Annotated in this window: 19 protein-coding genes and 3 pseudogenes; 5 read left to right on the top strand and 17 right to left on the bottom strand. The window is 37.0% G+C overall.

Annotated features, from left to right (window positions below):
- The first annotated feature begins 12 nt into the window (after positions 1–12).
- Positions 13–948: a YeiH family protein gene (locus HX13_RS21130; protein WP_050022681.1), complete on the top strand. Its 936-nt coding sequence runs from the start codon at positions 13–15 to the stop codon at positions 946–948.
- Between the two features lie 77 nt (positions 949–1,025).
- Here HX13_RS21130 and HX13_RS21125 read toward each other — a convergent pair whose 3' ends face one another.
- The 9 genes and pseudogenes from HX13_RS21125 to HX13_RS26185 form a co-directional block, all read right to left on the bottom strand.
- On the bottom strand, positions 1,026–1,214 hold the full coding sequence (locus tag HX13_RS21125; RefSeq protein WP_050022680.1) for a hypothetical protein: 189 nt from the start codon (positions 1,212–1,214) through the stop codon (positions 1,026–1,028).
- Positions 1,215–1,477: 263 nt separating this feature from the next.
- Positions 1,478–1,657, bottom strand: a complete 180-nt coding sequence (locus tag HX13_RS21120) for a hypothetical protein (protein ID WP_050022679.1) — start codon at positions 1,655–1,657, stop codon at positions 1,478–1,480.
- A 75-nt stretch (positions 1,658–1,732) separates the two neighbouring features.
- Positions 1,733–2,974 (bottom strand): MFS transporter, encoded by a 1,242-nt coding sequence (locus HX13_RS21115; RefSeq protein WP_050022696.1) that lies wholly within the window; start codon positions 2,972–2,974, stop codon positions 1,733–1,735.
- Positions 2,975–3,048: 74 nt separating this feature from the next.
- Positions 3,049–4,615: pseudogene (gene rny, locus HX13_RS21110) on the bottom strand (ribonuclease Y).
- A gap of 235 nt (positions 4,616–4,850) precedes the next feature.
- On the bottom strand, positions 4,851–5,138 hold the full coding sequence (locus tag HX13_RS21105) for a cell division protein ZapA (protein WP_050022678.1): 288 nt from the start codon (positions 5,136–5,138) through the stop codon (positions 4,851–4,853).
- Complete coding sequence (locus HX13_RS21100; protein ID WP_050022677.1) at positions 5,138–5,440, bottom strand: hypothetical protein; 303 nt, start codon at positions 5,438–5,440, stop codon at positions 5,138–5,140. The genes HX13_RS21105 and HX13_RS21100 overlap by 1 nt, the downstream gene beginning before the upstream one ends.
- Before the next feature lie 138 nt (positions 5,441–5,578).
- Complete coding sequence (locus HX13_RS21095) at positions 5,579–6,361, bottom strand: porin family protein (RefSeq protein WP_050022676.1); 783 nt, start codon at positions 6,359–6,361, stop codon at positions 5,579–5,581.
- Between the two features lie 3 nt (positions 6,362–6,364).
- Positions 6,365–7,096: a bifunctional demethylmenaquinone methyltransferase/2-methoxy-6-polyprenyl-1,4-benzoquinol methylase UbiE gene (gene ubiE / locus HX13_RS21090; protein ID WP_050022675.1), complete on the bottom strand. Its 732-nt coding sequence runs from the start codon at positions 7,094–7,096 to the stop codon at positions 6,365–6,367.
- Between the two features lie 3 nt (positions 7,097–7,099).
- Positions 7,100–7,671, bottom strand: a pseudogene (locus HX13_RS26185) (hypothetical protein).
- A gap of 101 nt (positions 7,672–7,772) precedes the next feature.
- On the opposite strand from HX13_RS26185, the pseudogene HX13_RS21080 reads away from it, so the two are divergent.
- Together HX13_RS21080 and HX13_RS21075 are read left to right on the top strand one after the other, a co-directional pair.
- Positions 7,773–8,841, top strand: a pseudogene (locus HX13_RS21080) (3-oxoacyl-ACP synthase III family protein).
- 70 nt (positions 8,842–8,911) lie between these two features.
- Positions 8,912–10,117, top strand: a complete 1,206-nt coding sequence (locus HX13_RS21075) for a metallophosphoesterase (RefSeq protein ID WP_050022674.1) — start codon at positions 8,912–8,914, stop codon at positions 10,115–10,117.
- Positions 10,118–10,202: 85 nt separating this feature from the next.
- Here HX13_RS21075 and HX13_RS21070 read toward each other — a convergent pair whose 3' ends face one another.
- Both HX13_RS21070 and HX13_RS21065 read right to left on the bottom strand, forming a co-directional pair.
- Positions 10,203–10,955 (bottom strand): polysaccharide deacetylase family protein, encoded by a 753-nt coding sequence (locus HX13_RS21070; RefSeq protein WP_050022673.1) that lies wholly within the window; start codon positions 10,953–10,955, stop codon positions 10,203–10,205.
- A gap of 84 nt (positions 10,956–11,039) precedes the next feature.
- The gene (locus tag HX13_RS21065) at positions 11,040–12,005 is read right to left on the bottom strand and encodes an NAD-dependent epimerase/dehydratase family protein (RefSeq protein WP_050022695.1); all 966 of its coding nucleotides are present in this window, start codon (positions 12,003–12,005) and stop codon (positions 11,040–11,042) included.
- Between the two features lie 344 nt (positions 12,006–12,349).
- Here HX13_RS21065 and ggt point away from each other — a divergent pair, with 344 nt between their 5' ends.
- Together ggt and HX13_RS21055 are read left to right on the top strand one after the other, a co-directional pair.
- Entirely contained in the window at positions 12,350–14,038 is a 1,689-nt protein-coding gene (gene ggt / locus HX13_RS21060; RefSeq protein ID WP_050022672.1) for a gamma-glutamyltransferase, read from the top strand.
- A gap of 182 nt (positions 14,039–14,220) precedes the next feature.
- Positions 14,221–15,501: a dicarboxylate/amino acid:cation symporter gene (locus HX13_RS21055; protein ID WP_050022671.1), complete on the top strand. Its 1,281-nt coding sequence runs from the start codon at positions 14,221–14,223 to the stop codon at positions 15,499–15,501.
- Positions 15,502–15,548: 47 nt separating this feature from the next.
- Here HX13_RS21055 and HX13_RS21050 read toward each other — a convergent pair whose 3' ends face one another.
- The 6 genes from HX13_RS21050 to HX13_RS21035 all read right to left on the bottom strand — a co-directional run bounded on the left by HX13_RS21050 (position 15,549) and on the right by HX13_RS21035 (position 21,203).
- The gene (locus HX13_RS21050; RefSeq protein ID WP_410493169.1) at positions 15,549–16,439 is read right to left on the bottom strand and encodes a diacylglycerol/lipid kinase family protein; all 891 of its coding nucleotides are present in this window, start codon (positions 16,437–16,439) and stop codon (positions 15,549–15,551) included.
- 4 nt (positions 16,440–16,443) lie between these two features.
- Positions 16,444–16,725: an RsiV family protein gene (locus tag HX13_RS25190; protein ID WP_238555597.1), complete on the bottom strand. Its 282-nt coding sequence runs from the start codon at positions 16,723–16,725 to the stop codon at positions 16,444–16,446.
- Between the two features lie 13 nt (positions 16,726–16,738).
- The gene (locus tag HX13_RS25185) at positions 16,739–17,272 is read right to left on the bottom strand and encodes a hypothetical protein (protein ID WP_238555596.1); all 534 of its coding nucleotides are present in this window, start codon (positions 17,270–17,272) and stop codon (positions 16,739–16,741) included.
- Positions 17,273–17,372: 100 nt separating this feature from the next.
- Positions 17,373–19,307, bottom strand: a complete 1,935-nt coding sequence (locus tag HX13_RS21040; protein ID WP_050022670.1) for a DUF3857 domain-containing protein — start codon at positions 19,305–19,307, stop codon at positions 17,373–17,375.
- A gap of 2 nt (positions 19,308–19,309) precedes the next feature.
- Positions 19,310–19,732: a DUF3858 domain-containing protein gene (locus HX13_RS25180; RefSeq protein ID WP_238555595.1), complete on the bottom strand. Its 423-nt coding sequence runs from the start codon at positions 19,730–19,732 to the stop codon at positions 19,310–19,312.
- Complete coding sequence (locus HX13_RS21035) at positions 19,689–21,203, bottom strand: DUF3857 domain-containing protein (protein ID WP_238555594.1); 1,515 nt, start codon at positions 21,201–21,203, stop codon at positions 19,689–19,691. Before HX13_RS21035 ends, HX13_RS25180 begins: the two co-directional genes overlap by 44 nt.
- Between the last annotated feature and the right edge of the window lie 40 nt (positions 21,204–21,243).

Raw genomic sequence — 21,243 nt, 5'->3', positions numbered from 1 at the left:
AAAGTTCGCAATATGAAAAACTTAGCTCCTGACACAACTATCCGAAAAATTATTTTTATTGTACTGGCCGGTGTCTGCCTGACGCCGTTTATCACTTCTCCCATTGCCCTCGCCTTAGGTTTCGGATTGGCTGTGTTCATGGGAAATCCATTTGAAAAATATCTTCATCAATACATCCATTTACTGTTACAGGTCTCAATCGTAGGTTTGGGATTCGGGTTAAAACTTGATGAAGCACTTCATGCCGGAAAAACAGGATTGATGCTGACGGTAGTAAGTATTCTAACCGTTATGATCCTGGGTTATTTATTGGGCAGGTTATTTAAGCTTGAAAGGCCTTTATCTTATCTTCTCTCTGCCGGCACTGCTATTTGTGGCGGAAGTGCCATTGCAGCGGTCTCTCCTATCATTAAACCTGATACAAAGCAGATTTCCCTGGCATTGGCCATTGTTTTTACCTTAAACTCTATCGCTTTATTCATATATCCTGCTATCGGACATTTACTGAATCTTTCACAGGAGCAATTCGGGCTATGGTGTGCCGTTGGAATTCATGATACCAGTTCCGTAGTGGGAGCAGCAAGCAAGTATGGAAACGAAGCCTTAAAAATTGCCACAACAGTAAAGCTGGCCCGTGCATTATGGATCATTCCGGTTTCACTGATTACCATGTTTATCTTTAAAAATAAAGATTCAAAAATTAAAATCCCATGGTTCATCGGATATTTTATTCTTGCTATCCTGCTCAATACGTATTTTCCTTTTTTTGACCGTTTCAGTACCGGAATAACCGCTTTGGCAAAATCTGGGCTGAATCTGACTTTATTTTTTATTGGCTCAACCCTTTCCATCCGGACGTTAAAAACCATTGGATTTAAACCTTTACTGACTGCCGTGCTTCTCTGGATTACCATCAGTGTCGGCAGCTTACTATACCTTATTCATTAAAACAGCAGGACCCTTCCGAAATCGAAAGGGTCCTGCATATTAAATGTGGAAATGTTTATTTCATGTTGAATAATTTCTCAGATCGCAGACTGGTCACAAGTATAAACCTGTGGACAAGCTATATACTGTACACAGTACCATGGCCCTGTTACAGATCCTGAACAACTGCATCCGCAAAGGGAAAGATCAGGATTTCCGCTGATTCCTCCTGTAATGTTTTTCAAATCTTCTTTTCTTAATTTTTTAGCATTTTTCATAATGTTCATGTGGTTTAGTTTGATTAAACAATTTAGTTTTAGTGACTTCCCAAAGTTAAACAAATATTAATTATTCGCAACATAATTTAATATAAATTTCAATAATATCTTGATTACATTGTAATTATTATGTTTTAAATCAGGAAAAGTAATGCCTGAATTATTAAACAAAACCAATTACGCTGTAAATCCGGACTCCTACCAACTTCAGAAAGCCCCAAAATAAAAACCTTTCAATTTCTTAAAAGGTTTCATTATACAGTAATATCCGGTTAACAGGTAATTACCTGCAGGCATCTTTTATACTTTATGCAATAGGTTGGCCCTGTGACTTCCCCCGTACAGCTGCAACCGCATTTCGAAAGATCAGGAGTATCCCCGATACCTCCTGTTATATTCTTAAGATCATTTTTTTCCAGCTTTCTGGCATTTTGAAAAATTTTCTGTGACATGATGATTTGATTTTAATTAAACAATATTATCTGGTTAACTTTATAAAGTTAAAACGCAAATGATAAGTATTTATTTTATTCTGTAAATTCAAGATCCCGGTTATGGGTTTCAGAAATGGTAAGCGAGGAATAAAATGCAAGTCCAAATACCACAGCTCCAACAATTGCAGCACTTTCTACCACTGTGAAACCAGGCTTAAGGGAATCAAAAGCGAGGATCATCACCGGTACCAGCCCTCTTACCATATTGGGAACCGTTGTTGTTGCTGTATTTCTGATGTTGGTCCCAAACTGCTCTGCTGCCAATGTCACGAACATAGCCCAATATCCTGTTCCAACGCCCAGCCACACACAAAAGATATAGTATTTCGTCTCTGTATTGGTATTTCCAAACAGCATGATTCCTACCCCAACCAGTGTAAAAAGCAGCATGTAAAAGATTGCCATTTTACGGGATTGTAACGCATGGGAGATAAAGCCGCTCATCAGATCGCCTGCAGAGACACCTACGTAAGCCCACATAATTGCTTTTCCGGGGTTGATATCCTTCATTCCTAACTCAGGAGCAAACTGATTGGCCAAAACCGCCAGGATTCCTATACAGTACCAGGTAGGTAATCCCACGGCTATACATTTTAAATATCTTATCAGACGGTCTTTGTTGGTAAAAAAGGATAGGAAATTCCCTTTGGAAATGTTTTTATGTTCCAGATTCTTGTAAATTCCCGACTCGGAAACGCTTATTCTTAAAATTAGCAACATAATTCCCATGACTCCTCCAATGATATAAGAAATGTTCCATCCTCCGGCCAATTCTACCGTTAACTGAGCTACTACGGCTCCCATTAATCCAAAACCTGCGACAACAGAGGTACCTATGGCCCTCAGATTTTTAGGTAGACTTTCAGAAACCAGTGTAATTCCGGCTCCAAGTTCACCAGCCAGTCCAATTCCTGCCACAAACCTTAAAGCAGCATATTGGTACTCCAGGTGTTCTTTAGGGAAATAGGGTAAAAATCCACAGGCTATATTGGCCAAAGAATAAACCAGAATTGATCCGAAGAGCACGGAAAGCCTTCCCTTCTTGTCTCCGAATATTCCCCAGAAAATTCCGCCGAGAAGCAATCCTATCATCTGACAATTCAGGATAAATGTTCCGTCCGTATCGGGATTCAGACCCAATGCCTTTAAACTCGGAATTCTTACAATTCCAAAGAGAAGAAGATCATAGATATCTACAAAATACCCCAGGGCAGAAATAATAACAGGAATAGAGAAAATGTACTTCAGTTTTGAAGACAATGAAAGTTCTTGCATTTTTAAGTTTTGATAAAAATAAAAAAACCTTCCAATTTCCTGAAAGGTTTTTATCAAATATCTTATTCTGATTATTATCTGGCAATATTCACAGCTCTCGTTTCCCTGATCACTGTTACTTTTACCTGTCCCGGATACGTAAGCTCGTTCTGGATCTTTTCAGAGATATCATAAGACAACTGAGAAGCAACTTCATCATTTACTTTTCCGCTTTCTACCATTACCCTCAATTCTCTACCTGCCTGGATCGCGTAAGCACTTGATACTCCGTCAAAACTTAATGCGGCAGATTCCAGGTCTTTCAGTCTCTGGATATAAGATTCCAATACCTGTCTTCTTGCTCCCGGTCTCGCTCCTGAGATAGCATCAGCAACCTGGATAATTGGAGATAATAATGATTTCATTTCAATTTCATCATGGTGAGCTCCGATAGCATTTACTACTTCAGCGTTTTCACCATACTTCTCTGCCCATTGCATACCTAGTAAGGCGTGTGGTAATTCAGATTCCTGTTCCGGAACTTTACCGATATCATGCAAAAGACCTGCTCTTTTAGCTAATTTCACGTTTAATCCTAGCTCAGCAGCCATTGTTGCAGCGATGTTAGCCACCTCTCTTGAGTGCTGCAGTAAGTTTTGTCCGTAAGAAGAACGATACTTCATTCTACCTACGATTTTAATCAATTCAGGATGTAAACCATGGATTCCTAAATCAATGATGGTTCTCTTACCTACTTCAATGATTTCCTCCTCGATTTGTTTTCTGGTTTTTTCAACAACTTCTTCGATTCTTGCAGGGTGGATTCTTCCGTCTGTTACTAATCTGTGAAGGGATAACCTCGCGATTTCCCTTCTTACAGGGTCGAAGCATGAAAGAAGGATGGCTTCCGGAGTATCATCAACAATAATTTCCACTCCTGTTACGGCTTCTAAAGCACGGATATTTCTACCTTCTCTACCGATAATTCTTCCTTTTACTTCATCAGATTCAATGTTGAAAACTGATACTGAATTTTCGATTGCCTGCTCGGTTCCGATTCTTTGGATCGTTTGAATAACGATTTTTCTGGCTTCATTTTTAGCATTCATCTGAGCTTCTTCCATAATGCTCTGAACATGTGCCTGGGCTCTTGTTTTAGCCTCAGCTTTCATAGTTTCCACCAATTCTGCTTTAGCTTCCTCAGCTGTATAATTGGAAATTTTTTTCAAGAATTTCAACTTTTTTAGCAGTAGCTATATCTAATTCCTGCTGCTTTCTTTCTAAAATTTCATTCTTCTTGGCATAATCTGCAATCTGCTTATCCAAATCCTTTTCAAGTTTCCCTGCTTTGCTAAGCTCATCATTCAGCTTATGCTCCTTGTCCTTGATCCTTTTTTCCACTTCCTGCATTTTCTTTTCACGGGCCTGGATGTCTGCATCATGCTGGGATTTCAATTCCAGGAACTTTTCTTTAGCCTGGAGATTTTTCTCTTTCTTTATGGATTCAGCTTGTACATTAGCTTTTTCTATAAGGTTTTCGGCATTTTTCTTAGCATCATCTATGATAAACTTTGCTTTAGTATTCAGTGAGCTTCTGGAAAAAAATATTCCAACTACAGCACCGATTACTAAACAAACAACGCCGACTATTACTTCTATCATAATATATATTGAGTTTTAATTGTATTCATATTCCTTTTAATTTAAATAAAAAAAGCCCACAATAATCCAGAGATTGAGAGTAAACTCCTAATCAACACGATTTGAACTGATTTCCACTGTCTGTAATCCGGAAGACCGGCACGCCATTCAATGGACATTTGTTCGGTAATTGTTTAGCGTTGAGTTTACCTTTAATGTGTTAGAATTATTGTAGGCAGCTTGTTCAGGAAAAAATCTATTTCCCGATTTCATTCAATGACTGATTAATCCTTGCTAATCTGTCGTTGGTAGAATTAATATTTTTTTCGTAGTTAAGAGAAACAACTTCCGCATTGGTTCCTAATTTTAAGGCACACATTGCCAAAGCATCCTGTTTATCTCTTACATCGAAATTCTGTTCAAAATCTTTAATCATATTTTCGATCTGCTTCCCGACTTTACGCAGCGTTTCTTCTTCTGCTGCCGGTACGTTCAGCGGATATACCCTTCCTGCAATGTTGATGGTTATTCTCCTTACTTCCATTATAATCCACTGTTTTGAAGCTGAGCAATACAGAAATCAATTTCTTTCACCAATCTGTTGATATGGTTTTTCATTAACCTATTGTGTTCAGGATTTCCTGATATTGCTGAATAAAGTTTTATATTTTTTTGTTCTTCTGCTAATACCTGATTTTTTCTTCTCTCCTCGTCATATTTTACCTTCAGCTCTTCATGCTCAATACTTAATTCTGATAACCTTTCAGTAAGATTTTTATAATTCTTTTGCAGAGCCAAAATCTTTTTCTCTAATTCTGAAAAATTGTTTTCTAAATCTTGAAGCATTTCAGGTTTGTATATTCTAACTAGAAGCAAAAATAAAAAAATATTAACACTAACAAAAATAAAACGGCCTATATTTTGGTGTTCCCACAAAAAAGGAGATGCCCAGGCATCTCCTATCTATTTTCAATATGGTATTTCTTATTCAAATTTCAAGACGAACATGACTGCTCTTGTTTGTAAAGTAGAGATTGCGGAAGCCCAGTAAGGCGGTGTTGTTGCATTATCTGCTACTTTTTCGTTATTCATGAAGAAAGTTCCTCTAATGGCCGGAGTCAGCTTAAATTTGTTGAAGTAAAACTGAATCCCCATTTCTGCAGACCACGCAAAGTTGTGGGTTGTAGATCTGAAAATTCCCTGCATATTATCATCGGTGGAAGTGGCATTAGACTGAAGGTTTACCACATAGTTTACCCCACCTGCAATATAAGGTCTCGAATTGTACCATCTTCGCCCGTGAAGTTCTAAAAGTACGGGAATATCAATCAGGGTAGATTTAATTTCTCTTACTTTATCTTTATCTGCTAAAGGGAATGGTGTGAAAGGAGGATTGGTTAAAGATCCGCCTGCATAGATGTCATTAGATTGCGTATTAAAAGTCAACTGTCTTTGTGCAAACTGTAATCCCGGCTCTATCCTTACATCAAGATAGTCGTTCAGTCTCCATTTTGCAATAAGCCCGGCACCGAAACTGTAACTTTCTTTAGAGGTAACAAGATTCTGATTTTCGTTTGCCCCATATTTGGGATGCAATACGATGCGGTAGTCCAGTCTGTTCCCGTTCAGATAAAACCCCCAACTGAATTTCTGTTCGTCGAAATCTTCCAGCTTATCCATTCTGTTTCGGGTTCTAAATTGCGCGTTTGCAAAAACGGCAACATTTACTGAGGTCAAAACCAGTGCTTTTAATAGAAATTTATTCATAGGTTACTTTGTTGCTTTATAAATTGTGGCTATACCTAAACTTAGTTTTTTATATTCAACTTTCTTAAATCCCGTATCTAAAAGAATTTGCTTCATCTTCTCCCCGAAAGGAAAAGCATTTACAGAATCCGGAAGGTATGTATATGCCCTATTATCTTTGGAAACCAGTCTGCCTATGGCAGGTAATATGTTTTTGAAATAAAACATATACAGCGGCCCCATGAAACCCTCAACCTTTGAAAACTCCAGTATGTAAACACTTTTGTTATCTTTAACTACTCTTCTTAATTCTGCCAAACCTTTGGTAAGGTTTTCAAAATTCCTCACTCCAAATGCAACGGAAACAGCATCAAATCTATTGTCCCCGAAAGGTAAATTTTCTGCATCTCCTTTTTGCATGGAAATTTTGCCGTCTAATTTAAGTTTTTTTATTTTAATAACGCCAACATTGAGCATTTGTTGTGATAAATCTAAACCAACTACTTTTGAGCCGGTTCCTTTTTCAATGGCAATAGCCAGATCTCCCGTTCCGGTAGCCACATCCAGCACTTCCTGCGGGGTATCATTTTTCATCCATTTTACCAGTTTATTCCTCCATAAAACATCAATTTTCATGGATAAAACATGGTTCAGAAGGTCATACTTCGGCGCAATGTTGTCGAACATATCCTCTACCTGGCTTTTCTTTGTAGCCTCTGAATTGTAGGGAGTAACTTTGGTGATATCTTTTGTCAAAACTTAAAACTTGTAATATTCTTTGTAATAATTTAGGTAATCCTGCTTTCTGAAGATCTTTGATCTGGACTCCACTTTCTGGATATTTTTGATCACTTTATCATAATCCTCATCTACATTGTAATAAAAATCTTCGGTGTAAAGCTTGTTGAAGTGTCTGGCACCTCCCACATAAGTCTTTCCATCAATCACGGTCTTGTCAAGAGCCATCAACAATGAATCTTTTTTTAAGATTATAGCCGTAATACTGATCATTCACATAATAATCCTGATGGGCAATATTAAGCAATCCCCGCAGTTTATTTACTTCAAATGCGGAATCATAAAGCATTTTTTTTATTCTGATCAAAAACCTGAATAGAATTTTTACCTTTTTTCAGATCCACATGCACATACTGTCCCGCTGAAATGATTCCCTCAGAACCGTTATTGATCTTAAAGTAGTACGTATTCGGGGTAGGATTATCTACAACATAATAATTCTTCTTGGCTAAAAAAAGGAAGTAGATCCCAAAGGCAACGATAAACGCCACAACTGCAATAAGTAAGCCTTTTAAGGACGGATTGTTTTTCATAGATTGTAAAGTACAATTTTTGCAAATTTAATAATATTTTTAATTCTCCGTTATTAATATTAATTATTAACTTTGCATCTTTAAAAAAATCATATAAACGAATGCCGAATACGATCATTATTGGCTCTGGATCTTACATCCCGAACAGAGTTATTGGTAGAGATTACTTCATGAATTCTGAGTTTTACACAGAAGACGGAGTAAAGATTGAAAAGCCTGTGGAAGAAACTATTGCGAAGTTTGTAGAAATTACTGAAATCGAAAACAGGAGGTTTATTGAAGATAATCTTTCCAACTCACAAATCGGTTATGAAGCTGCTAAAATTGCCCTTGAAGACGCAAAAGTAAACGGCGAAGACCTGGATTATATTATCTACGCAAGTAATTTTGGAGAAGTTACGGAGAACGGATACGCGGACTTTATGCCAACAATGGCAGCGAGGGTTAAGAATAAACTGGGGATTAAAAACAGAAAATGTGTAACGTACGACATGATTTTCGGTTGCCCGGGTTGGGTGGAAGGTATGATTTTGGCAGACAATCTGATTAAAGCTAAAGTAGCCAAAACCATCCTTGTTATTGGAGCTGAAACTTTAAGCCGGGTAACTGATCCGCATGACAGAAACAGAATGATTTTTGCTGATGGTGCCGGAGCTGTAGTGGTAAAAGCAACGGATGATGAAAATGCAGGTATTATTGCACACAATACGATCTGCGATAATGGCCCTGAATTAAACTACCTTGAAAACCAACCGTCTATTAACAAGAATGTAGATCAAAAAACGCCTGTATGTAAGAATGCTGGGCAGAAAAATTTACGAATACGCCCTTAAAAACGTTCCTGTAGCCATTAAAGATACGATTACTGATGCAGGTCTCTCCATTGAAGATATTGACAAAATCCTGATCCACCAGGCTAATGCCAAAATGGATTACGCCATGATTGAAAGACTTCATAAACTTTACGATGTGAAAGATTATGATCATGCCATCTCCCCTATGACGATTCAGGACCTTGGAAACACCTCTGTAGCAACCATTCCTACCATGTATGATTTAATCATTAAAGGAAAAATGGAGGGTCAATCGTTTAAAGATAAAGGTAACATTGTTATGACTTCGGTAGGTGCCGGAATGAATATCAATGCTATCGTGTATAGATTTCCTTAAGAATAATTTAAAAAAATATATAAAAAGCACAAAGGAAGTCTTTCTTTTGTGCTTTTTTTTAACTCAGAATATGCCAAGAAACCTTTTAATCACTGCCGGAATTTTCCTGCTTTTGGAAATTTACATTTACCAGGCCATCAGAACGCTTACCGATAACTTCTGGATAAGAAGCGGCTATTGGATCGTATCTTTAATCATCTATGCTGTTTTTGCCTACGAGATCACCCATTATCAGAGGACAGACCGGAGCATGGTGAGAGCCCAGATCATGATTTCATTATTCTTAGTATTTATTCTGCCAAAAATTTTTGTGGTTTTGTTTTTATTAATCGATGATATCTTCAGAACCGGAAGTTATTTAGCAGGTTTAACGCAATCGCCGGATAACTTCTTCCCGGAAAGAAGAAAATTCCTGAGCCTGGTGGGAATAGGACTGGGAGGAGTACTTTCCGCTCTTTTTATTGACGGGATCACCTTTGGGAAATACCGCCATAAGGTTAGAAAGGTAAAAGTAAAACTCTCGGATCTTCCGAAAAGCTTTAAAGGTTATAAAATCATCCAGATCTCTGATGTTCATAGCGGAAGCTTTTCCGATCCGGGAAAACTACAACATGCCGTTGATTTAATTAACGAACAAAAACCTGACCTTGTGTTATTTACAGGAGACATGGTTAACAATGTAGCGGATGAATTCAAACCTTTCATTCCCCTGTTCTCACAAATCAAAGCTAAAGACGGCAAGTTTGCAGTGCTTGGAAACCATGATTACGGGGATTATGTTACCTGGGAATCTCCTTCTGCTAAAAAAGAAAATCTTGATACCCTGATCGGTTATGAAAAACAAGCCGGTTTTGATATGCTGAGAAACGAACACAGGATTATTGAGAAGAACGGGGAAAAGCTTTATATCCTGGGTGTTGAAAACTGGGGACTGAAACCTTTTCCTCAGTTTGGTAAAATTGACAGCGCTTTAAAAGATGTACCAGAATCCGCAACAAAAATTCTGATGAGCCATGACCCCACTCATTTTGATTACGTGGTAAAAAAACACCCCGGAAACATCCAGCTGACCCTTTCAGGGCATACGCATGGGATGCAGTTTGGTCTGGATCTTAAAAATGTAAAATGGTCACCTGTTCAATACCGTTATCCTAAATGGGCGGATCTTTATGAAAGTGAAGGGAAACTGTTGTATGTCAACAGGGGATTCGGGGTATTGGGCTACCCTGGAAGAGTGGGAGTATTACCGGAAATTACACTTTTTGAATTGAGCTAAGCAGTTGTTTGCTGCTGGTTATTCTTACTGATTGGCTTTGTTGAAGTAATTGGTTAAACCCTAAGCTGCATCTTCTATTCTGTATCTAAAAAATATAATCTTTCATCCGGGAAACGGCAAGCTCTTTCTCGTTGATAAATTTCAGGAGGGCATCTAATTTGTCCTCCATTTTTTTGCCCGAAAATAGACTCCTATAAAAAGGGATATCAAAACGGTATTTTTTAAAGTCTGTAAACTGCCATACATTCAGATAGATTAACACAAATTCTTCATTCTGCAAAGTCTCCAGAACCATATTCTGGTAATACTTCATCGGAAGGATCTGGAATACAAAATCATTGTATGGTAACTGACTGTAAGGAGAGATACTTTCCGGAACAATACTTAAACCGTCTTCTTCAGTAATCTCGGTATCTCTTTTCAAACGTTTGAAAGGAAAGAGAATATTGGCATTGTCGATATTGGAAACATAATTAAACTCCAGCATCTTTAAATTTTCCTGCGGAACCTTTACATCTTTCTGGCGGATTCCCCTGATCTGTTTTTCCAGAAGATCCTGAATATTTTTCTTGGCAATTTCAATTTCCTCCGGATTTGAGTTCTGATTATAAAAAGCAATTTCATGCCCTTTGGATGAAATTGCTTTTATAAGATTCTGCAGTTTTCCTGTAAGAGAAATCTCTACAAAAAAACTTGCTTTTATATCATGAATATCTAAAATTCTAAGAATCGCTTTTGTATTATCTTCTATAATCTTCAGCCTTTCTTCATCAGTAATCTGAACGCCGCTTTTTGCTTCAGCCTCAATATTTATGATGTTAAAAGTCAACAATATCATTTAATTTAAATTTTAGATAAAAGTTATAATATACTATTAATCAGAAGTTAAAAAGACTTATAATTAAAGTATTACTTTACATTATTAATTCTTAGCCAATTTTACTTTCAGATTTTTGATCATGTCTTTTGTCATTTCAGAAATTCCGAAATTATAAGTCAAGCCCCAGTCTTTTTTAGCTACTGAATCATCAATGGAAGCCGGCCATGAATCTGCAATCGCCTGTCTGAAATCCGGCTTATAATCGATCGTGAAATCCGGGATTTCTTTCTTGATTTCTTCAGCCAGTTCTTTTGGGGTAAATGACATTCCTCCCAGATTATAAGATGAACGAACCGTTAAACTTTCTTTTGGAGCCTCCATCAATTTCAATGTTGCATTGATCGCATCATCCATATACAACATTGGCATTCCTGTATTTTCAGAAATAAAACTTGTATACTTCCCCTCTTCGATTGCCTTGTAGAAAATTTCAACAGCGTAGTCTGTAGTTCCACCTCCTGCCGGTGTCTTCCAAGAGATTAACCCCGGATACCTGATACTTCTTACATCTACCCCGTGTTTGTCGAAATAGTATTCGCACCATTTCTCACCCGCCATTTTAGAGATCCCGTAAACAGTTGTTGGATTCAGCACCACATCCTGCCCTACATCATGCTTTGGAATTCCTTTTCCAAACACTGCAATAGAACTCGGCCAGAAAATCTTTTTAATAAGCCCTTCTTTTGCCATTTCACAGAAATGAAGCAGAGGTTCCAGGTTTAATTTCCAGGCGAAAATAGGCTGCTTTTCCGAAGTTCCGGATAAAAGAGAAGCCAGATGATACACAGTAGTGATGTCATAATCCTGAATCACCTGTCTTACTAGCTGTGTATTCGTTACGTCCATCCTTTCATAATGTCCTGCAGAGGTAATTCCTTCCTGCCATCTGTCCAGTCCTGAAGCAACCACATTCTCCGCTCCATGAATTTCAACAAGTCTGTTGGTAAGTTCGGTGCCGATTTGTCCCAGAGCACCTGTAATCAGTATTCTTTCCGTATAGGATTCCATTTTTTCAGATTTTTTTTTAGAATTGTACAAAAGTAAAAAAAACATGTCAACCATAATAAAAAAGGTGTATTTAAAATATTCCCGCCATTGTTGTGAAATTATTTAACCTGAATCCTTGATAAAGGCAGGAAGCCTGTAACTGGAAGAAGGAAGTTATTAAAGTCTTAGAAACACTGAAAATTAAGCATATCAACTATTGAACAAACTCATACAAGTTCTAAAACCAAATAGGAACTCCCAGCTTCTTTCTTCCATCTTCCTAACCTTTCTGCCTTACTTTCGTAGTTCCAACCTCAAGTTATTGATGTAATTTCCATATTTTTGTTATAAGAAAAACAATCATTATGAGGAAGATCTTAATTGCTTCGATTATACTAGCCAGCCAGCTCAGCTGGGCCCAGTTTACGGATATCAATATTGTAAAAGAGGTAAAAGTTAAGAATAAAGGGGTCGTAGTATCTGCACATCCCCTGGCAAGCGAAGCAGGTGCCAAGATTTTGAGAATGGGTGGAAATGCCTACGATGCCGTTACCGCTACCCAATATGCATTGGCAGTTGTATACCCACAGGCAGGAAATATTGGTGGAGGTGGATTTCTGGTAGGAGTAAAAAATAACGGTGAAAAATTTACTCTCGATTACAGGGAAACCGCTCCTAAAAAAGCTTCCAGGGACATGTACCTTGATAAAAAAGGAAAAGCCAATACGGATCTGTCTCAGAACGGCAGGCTTGCAGTAGGAATCCCGGGAAGTGTGGCAGGTTTTTTTGCAACATTAAAGTATTGTAAACTGCCGATGGAGAAAATTATCCAGCCCGCCATTGACCTGGCAGAACAAGGATTTGCCATCACTGAACAGGAAGCAGACATGCTTAATAACAACAGGGAACATTTCAAAAAACATAATACCTCTTCCATTGTTTTTGTAAAAGACCAGCCCTGGAAAGCCGGAGATATTCTGGTTCAGAAAGAACTGGCCGAAACCCTTAAGCTTATCCAGAAATATGGAGCAAAAGGGTTCTATGAAGGAAAAACAGCAGAGCTTTTGGTTGCAGAAATGAAAAGAGGTAACGGAATTATTACCCTGGAAGACCTTAAAAATTATAAAGTAGCAGAAAGAAAAGCTTTAGAGTTTGATTATAAAGGAAACAAAGTGGTATCCATGCCTTTACCTTCAAGTGGCGGGGTTCTTCTTGCCCAGATGCTCAGAATGGCAAGCTTTGAAAACCTGGAAAAATACCAGCAGAATTCCACACAAGCTGTTCAGATCATGGCTGAAGCTGAAAGAAGAGCTTTTGCTGACAGAGCGGAATATATGGGAGATCCGGATTTCATACAGGACAAAACCTCTTATCTGATTTCTGATGAATATTTAAAAAACAGATGGAAAAGCTTCAGCTTCAACAAGGCAACACCAAGTGCTGAAGTAGGAAAAATCATTCCCCAGCCAAAAGAATCTACCCAGACCACACACATATCAGTATTGGATAAGGACGGAAATGCGGCTTCAGTAACAACGACCCTTAATGGATATTACGGAAGCAAAGTGGTTGTTTCCGGAGCAGGATTCTTTTTAAATAATGAAATGGATGACTTTTCCATTAAACCCGGTGTTCCCAATATGTTTGGAGCAGTAGGTGGAGAAGCCAATTCTATACAACCGAATAAAAGGATGCTTTCTTCCATGACTCCTACCATTCTCCTTAAAAGCGGGAAGCCTTATATGGTAGTAGGAACCCCGGGAGGAACCACCATTCCCACTTCAGTATACCAGTCGATTGTGAATGTGGTAGATTTTAAATTAAATGCCAACTTATCTGTAAACGCTCCGAAGTTCCATCATCAATGGCTTCCGGAAACCATAAAGGTAGAAAATAACTTCCCCGAAAGTACTATTTCTGAGCTGAAAAGCAAGAACTACACGATTGAAAAAGTGAAACAGATTGGGAAAACGGAAATGATTGTATTGGATGAAAACGGTAACATTCATGCGGTTGCAGATGGCCGTGGTGATGACTCCGTTGCGATGGAATAATTGAAGACAATATATAATTTGATATCAGGATTCTGTTTTAGTTTACTAAAACAGAATTTTTTTTCAACTTTTATTTTCCTATTCAGAAAACAGATAGTGTAGAATGAAGTCAGCCATAAATTAATGACTTTTATCATGTTTTTAATTAAAATTCTTACTTTCGCTCTTTAAAATTATTTCAGTTGAAAGCAAAAAAATTCTATCATCTCCTCTATTTCCAGGTCATTATAGCCATTATCACAGGCATTCTTTTAGGACATTTTTACCCTGAACTGGGGGAAAAGATGAAGCCGGTAGGTGATGGTTTTATCAAGCTGGTCAAAATGATTATTGCCCCGGTTATTTTCATCACCCTTACTTTAGGAATAGCCCATATGACAGACCTTAAAAAGGTAGGGAGAATTGCCATAAAAGCTATGATTTATTTTTTCATATTCTCCACATTGGCATTGATCATAGGATTATTGGTAGGTAATATTCTTCAGCCCGGTCATGGCTTGAACATTGATCCCGCTACCCTTTCAGGGGATGTTTCCCAATACCAGGAGAAAGCTCACGAGTCTACTCTTACAGCTTTTATCATGAATATTATTCCTGAAACTTTATTTAGTCCATTAGTGGGAGAAAATATACTACAGGTTCTGCTTGTCTCAATTTTAATGGGGATCGCTCTTGTTCTTACCAAAGAAAAAAGCAGGAAAGTAACAGATTTCCTTCAGGACCTTTCCGCACCTGTATTCAAAATTGTTCATATGCTGATGAAGCTGGCCCCGATAGGTGCTTTTGGAGCTATAGCTTTTACCATAGGAAAATATGGCCTTCACTCTGTTTGGAACCTGATATTCCTGGTAGGTACTTTTTACATTACTTCAATCCTTTTTATAGTATTGGTTTTAGGGGCTGTAGCCCTTTATAACGGGTTTAATATTTTTAAACTCCTGTATTACCTTAAAGAAGAGTTGCTGCTGGTACTGGGAACCAGCTCATCGGAGTCTGCCCTTCCAGGAATGATGGAAAAACTAGAGAAAGCAGGATGTTCCCGGGCTATCGTAGGTCTTGTGGTTCCCACCGGATACTCTTTTAATCTTGACGGAACCAATATTTATATGACACTGGCTTCCTTATTTATTGCTCAGGCGTTAAACATCCATCTTCCTTTTGAAAAACAGCTGATGTTGCTTTTGGTTGCCATGCTAAGTTCAAAAGGGGCAGCAGGGGTTACAGGTGCCGGATTTGTTACACTAGCTGCCACATTAGCAGTTGTTCCTGAAATTCCCATAGCAGGAATGACCTTGATTTTAGGGATTGATAAGTTTATGAGCGAATGCAGGGCACTTACCAATGTGATAGGTAATTCTGTAGCTACCATAGTGGTTGCGAATTGGGAAAAGCAGCTTGACAAAGAGCAATTCAACTATTGCCTGAACAATCCCGGGGAAATAGAGAAAAAACTTGAAGTTTAAAAAAGAGAATCCTGAAGATTTATATAAACAATCCTGCCAGCACAACGCTATATCAAAATATTCAAACTTGAAGGCTGTATTTTAACATGAACCGGTGATTCGATTTTATTAAATTCGCCGTCAAGATGCCAGTTTTTGGTATTTACTTTAAAAGAGATTTCAGAAACGGGAAGATAAGTAACATATTCATCATCTTTCAGCCTTTTGGTAAACATCCTGAAAGCAAAAAGTGCAGAATAAGTAAGAGGAAATTTCTTTACCAATACCATATCTACCAGCCCGTCACTTTTACTTGCTTTGGGAGCAATATAGGCGTTATTCCCAAACTGGCGGGTATTGGCAATATTCAGCATAAGATATCTGCCATTGTATTGCTGGTATTTTTCGTCAAAAAAAGTAACTTTGATTGGTTTGTAATTAAAGAATGTTTTCAGGGAAACTTTGATATAATTTTTGAATCCGCGATTCGTTTTTTCAAATTCTTTAACGACTTTTCCATCAAAACCTGTTCCTGAAACATTAATGGAAAGTCTTTCATTAACCGTAAATGTATCAATTTTCCGGGATTTTTTGGCTTTAATTTTATCCAAAAGCTCATCAAGATTCTTACTGAAACGGGTTTCATTGGAAAATCCGTTCCCGGACCCTGCCGGAAAAATGGCCAGGATTTTATTGGTAAAAATCAGATTTTTTGCTACTGTAGAAATGGTTCCGTCACCTCCTATCGCCACAAAAACATCTACATGATCAAAATGAGTCCGGATGAATTCATCTGTTCCCGGAATTGATTCGGATACGTAGTAAAGCGGATTATCAACTTTGGTTTTAAGCTCATTTAAAAAGGGCTGATAATTTTTTTTGGCCGAGAAAGGGTTGATGATAAAAGCTACTTTTTCCATTACCGCAAAAATAAACAATGCTTCCTGATCCGGAAGCATTAAATTACTTAATTTTCATTCTTTCTTTAAATTCTGCATTTAATGTTCCCTTAAGTTCTTCCCAGGAAACAGGAATAATGATATCTCCTGCTGCAAATGCGGCAATTTCATATGGGCTATAGTGAAAATACAGGTTTTTCTCATCAAAATAAAAATTGTCCGAAGCCGGAATCTTTTCAACCAACAGCATTTCCGAATTATTTATTTCTCCATCACCATCGCTGGCTCCGCCGTTGATCTTGTTGATATTTTTCATCAGTATCTCCTCAATTTTACTCTTGGGCATTGATGTGATATCCTTAAGTTCCAGCCTTTTTTTTATTCTTAAGGTCAAAAACCCGCTCTGAAAAACCATAATTATCATGGGCTCCTCCTTCGTAGCCACTTCCTACATATTGAATGTGCATATAGCCATTGATATCGGATATCAGGTTCATATGGGAACTTGAATACCAATCCTGGGCATAGGTAATATCTGAAATCCAGTCTTTATTATTATTTTTCACTGAATTGAAATAATTATTTTTTTCATTTTCCAGATAAGTTTGAAGACCTGCCTTGGAAAAGTCTTTAATTTTTTCATTCTGAAAATAAATACTGTCTAATAATTTTTTGTCTGTAATGGAAGGAAAAACCAATAATTTTGAAGTGTAGGTTACTTTCAGTGAATCTGTAATCCGGGTAGAGTCGCTCACCTTCACAGAATCCACTATCAGTTTTTCAGTCTGATTATTATCTTTTTTCTCTGTTGGAGTTCCTGTTTTTTCATTTTTTTTACAGGCCGAAAAGGCAAAGAGTGCAGAAAGGGCCATTACAGCAATTGTATTTTTCATAATTCTAATTTTTTTGTTATTTATACAAAAACCATTCAAAAGAATGAATGGTTTTGAAAAAAATTATTTTTAAAAGAAAAAACAGTTATAATTTTTTCATTTATTGTTTTTTAATTAAGCTTATTACCTGATTTTCAGATTTTGAAGCCACCCCCCAGATCTGTTTAAAGGCAGGATAATATTCTTTCGGATAATCCGGACTGCCAATTTTTACCGTTGCTGTTACTTCCAGCTTATTTTTATTTTGCTTAAACTGATAGCTATACTCTATTTCTTTATCATCTGTAACAATCTTTTTATTTTGAGGAAGTTCTTCTATGATATACCCTTCCGGAATTTCAATAGTCACTTTTTTCACTTTTGTAGAAGGTGCTCCAAAATCAATAGAATACTTACGGTCATCTGTCTGATCAAATTCATTGGAACTTTTACTTAAAAATAGCATAGGATTAATAATCATCTTCTTTCCTATTCTGTCAATCATATTCATGGATGAAAATTTCATTGTACTTTCAAAATCACCGTTTTCCAGAACCTTCGAATCGATTCCTGTGAAGTCTACTGAAAAGTTTTCCTGATATTGTTTTTTATATTTTTCAGCATTTTCATCATAACTGTCTTTCACATACATTGCAAAAGTCCCAGTATCTTTATCGGAATAGGTTCCGGAAACACTTCCATCCTCATTGATCTTTGCTTCTATCGTAAGAAAAGTATTTCCCGGTTTGGCATTAGCCATTTGAATCTGAAGGGTTTTCTCCTTGTTGAGTAAAATTCCGTACTGATTCCAATCCCGTAAAGGAAGTTCATCCATAGAAGACTGTTTGGATGTTGCATCATACAAATGAAATACATCACCTGTTTTAACGGCTGCCAGTACAAAATTCATATTTGATACGTTCGGAGATACCAGATTAATCAATCCGTTATCCACCGTAGAAATAAGCAACGGATCCGCCTTAATACCTGCTTCGCGAAGAAGCATTATTAAAAACAGGTTTATTTCTGCAGCATTTCCTGTTTTAGTTTCTAAAAGTTTTTTAATTCCGTCTTCTGTATAGATTCCCCTGTCTTTGTTCCATGTGAATGTTTTTTGAACATACGCGAAAATAGCATTGGCTTTTTCCATTTCATCCTTTATCGACAAAACATCTGCGGGCATATTTTCTTTAGCCAGCTTCGTCCTTTTCAGCTCTCCGCCAAAATCTTCATTTTCATGCAGCCTTTTATTGATTTGTTCCCATGAGGATGAAAACAGTTTAAGGGTACCAAAATTTGTAGAATTAAGCTCTGCGCTTATTTTTGTCCGGTAATTCCTGTCATTTCTGACAAATTTCTCAGTTTTGAATCCCTTTATATTTTCATAGGCAAATCTATACGTCTTATATTGTGAGCCATACATGGTTTTTTCCTCAACTTCTTTATATTTAGGAATCATCTCTCCTGTATAATTGATATTATATGCGATATTGAGAGGGGCATCCAAAACATATTCCGTATAAAGAGATGGAGTGTCGGATTCTATTAATACTTCTGGAATAGAAAACAGATATGGTGATATTATTTCATATTGGTATTCTAAAACCGAACCGTCTTTTACTCCCGGAAAAGCAAATTTATTCACGGTTACATATTTACTTTCCTTACTTTTATATTTAGAAGTCTTCTCAACTTTCACCGGAACGGTATTTCCATTTTCGAGATTATAGGTAAATGCCTTGAATTTACTCAATGTCTCCTGATCACTCCCCAGCTTATAAATAGGAACTTCAACATTCAGCCAACTCTCTACTTTATCTTTATTATAAATTTTTACCCTGTAGAAATACTGCTTGTGCAGATGGCCCGTTTGAGAATCAATCATGAAATGAACTGATTTATACAAAATTTCTGCAGGGGCATTTTCATCCAGTAAGGACTTTGGTTTAGACAGATCAGCGTCAGAAAACTTAGGAATATTCAAAAATTCATGTTTTTGAGCTTTGATTAAGGTTAAGTTTGCTGAACAAATGATCAGTAGTAAAGTTTTTTTCATCTTTATATTTTGGTGATTAAAATTTTTGAATGGTCCATGTTTATTGTTTTTTTTCTAAAGCTTATATATTCATTATATTTCTCTTTAGGATACATGCCTTTATTGACCTGTAGCTTTCTAATAACTTTTACTTCCTCCCCATTTTTAATAAAATCCAATTGATAATATCCGAATTCTGAAGTTATCTTAGTGTTTTCAGGTATCTCATCAATTTTATATCCTTTAGGAAGGATAAACCCAATTTCATATTCATCTTTAAATGACTGTCTGATTTCAAAAGGTAAATTACGGTTCTCTTCTGTTTTATAAATATTGTCTGAAAAAATCGGGACCGCTCTAAATATCAGGCTATTTCCTGCTTTTTTAGAATAATTATTCGTTTTAAAGTTCAATGTCATAAGTAATAACCGCTTTATCCTTGTCATTCACGAAGTTTTTCATTTCAACTTTTTCAAAGTCTAAAACGGCAAACCTGCTTTTCAACGCCTCATTTTTATCTTTTGGATTAAGGTTGGCAAATCCTAAATTGTAATCGTATTGATTTCCTGTGTAGGAGAAGCTCCCCTCACCCGTCATACTGTTATCATCTCCTATTTTTACTTTCAGAAACTGCTTTTCCTTATTCTGATCTGCAGTATAGGCAGGAGTGTTTACCAGCTCTATACCATTTTTCCTTACAGAAAGTACATTCCTGTCTGTAGTACTGTAGCTAAGGTGATTGAACGCCAGTTGTTGCGAAGTGTTTTCCAGCCAGATATTTCCTTTATCCGTAGGAATCATTAAAATAACATGATTTCCACCCATCTTTGGAAAATCAGGATCAAATGAAACCGGAGAAAAGCCGGAATTAATCACTGAATAATAGGAAGGTATTCCTGCTTCATCCAATAATACCTTCATATAATTGGTAAGTCCTTTGCAATCTCCGTATCCTTTTTTCTGCACCTCATCCGGCTGCATAGGAAGCCATCCTCCGATTCCTAATGCGACAAAAATATACCGGGTTTTGGTTTGCATGTATTGATAAATCTTCTTCACTTTTTCTTCAGTAGACCCCTGTAATTGTAAAGCGGCCACTTCTGCTTTGATAGCCGGAGTAGAAACAGCTACAGGCTCTACCAGATTTTTGTAATACCAGGTCCCGAAATCCGTCCAGCTATTAAGAGTCCCTTCCTTTCCGGCCAGATTGAATTTTGTCAAAGCAAAACTCACTTTAGGTAAAATTTTAACGGGTTGGGGAATTAAAAAAGCATCTTCAACAGCCGGAACATTTTTAAAGGAATAGCTCTTTTCATTTCCATGATCATTTTCTATTACGGAAGTGTAGTTATATTTTGACGGATAAGTCTTCGTTTTAAGTTCTATTCCCGATTTGTTAATAATATTAAATTGTCCTTCTTCCAGTGAGATATTGGTAGAAGAAAAAGGTACAAAATCCGGGATAAACACCGTATTTTCATTGGTAATCTGGTATGAAAAATCAACAGTGTAAGGGTAGAAAGCAGTGGTATGGGATAAAGCTAACACCCTGTTATCCGAATAAAATGTTCCCTGGGTATTATTGGCAAAATCCCCAAAATCAGATTTCGAATAACTTTTTACTTTTTTTCCTGCTTCATCATAAATGACTACTTTTACATCAGAAATATTATCTCCTTTTTTATAGGGTATGTAAATGGCTGCTTTGGAATCCCCATCTTTATTTAAGACTGTAGTAACGGTATTGTACTGATATTTTATTTCATTGATTTTGTTAATCTGGACTGTCGTAAAATCCTTCCGTACAACAGCATCGGCATTTTTCTTTAAATTTTCAGGAATTGCAGAAACCGGATAAGTTTGTGTAAAATATAGTGAAGCGGTAGACAAAGCTCCAAGTATTAAGATTTTCATCATGGTTATTTATATTTTGCAAAAATAATAAAATCTTAATAAC

Source organism: Chryseobacterium sp. P1-3 (genome assembly GCF_000738495.1).
In the GTDB taxonomy this organism is placed as follows: Bacteria; Bacteroidota; Bacteroidia; order Flavobacteriales; family Weeksellaceae; genus Chryseobacterium; species Chryseobacterium gallinarum.
The sequence above is the reverse complement of the archived record's forward strand: the minus strand, read 5'-3'. Positions and strand labels throughout refer to the sequence as shown.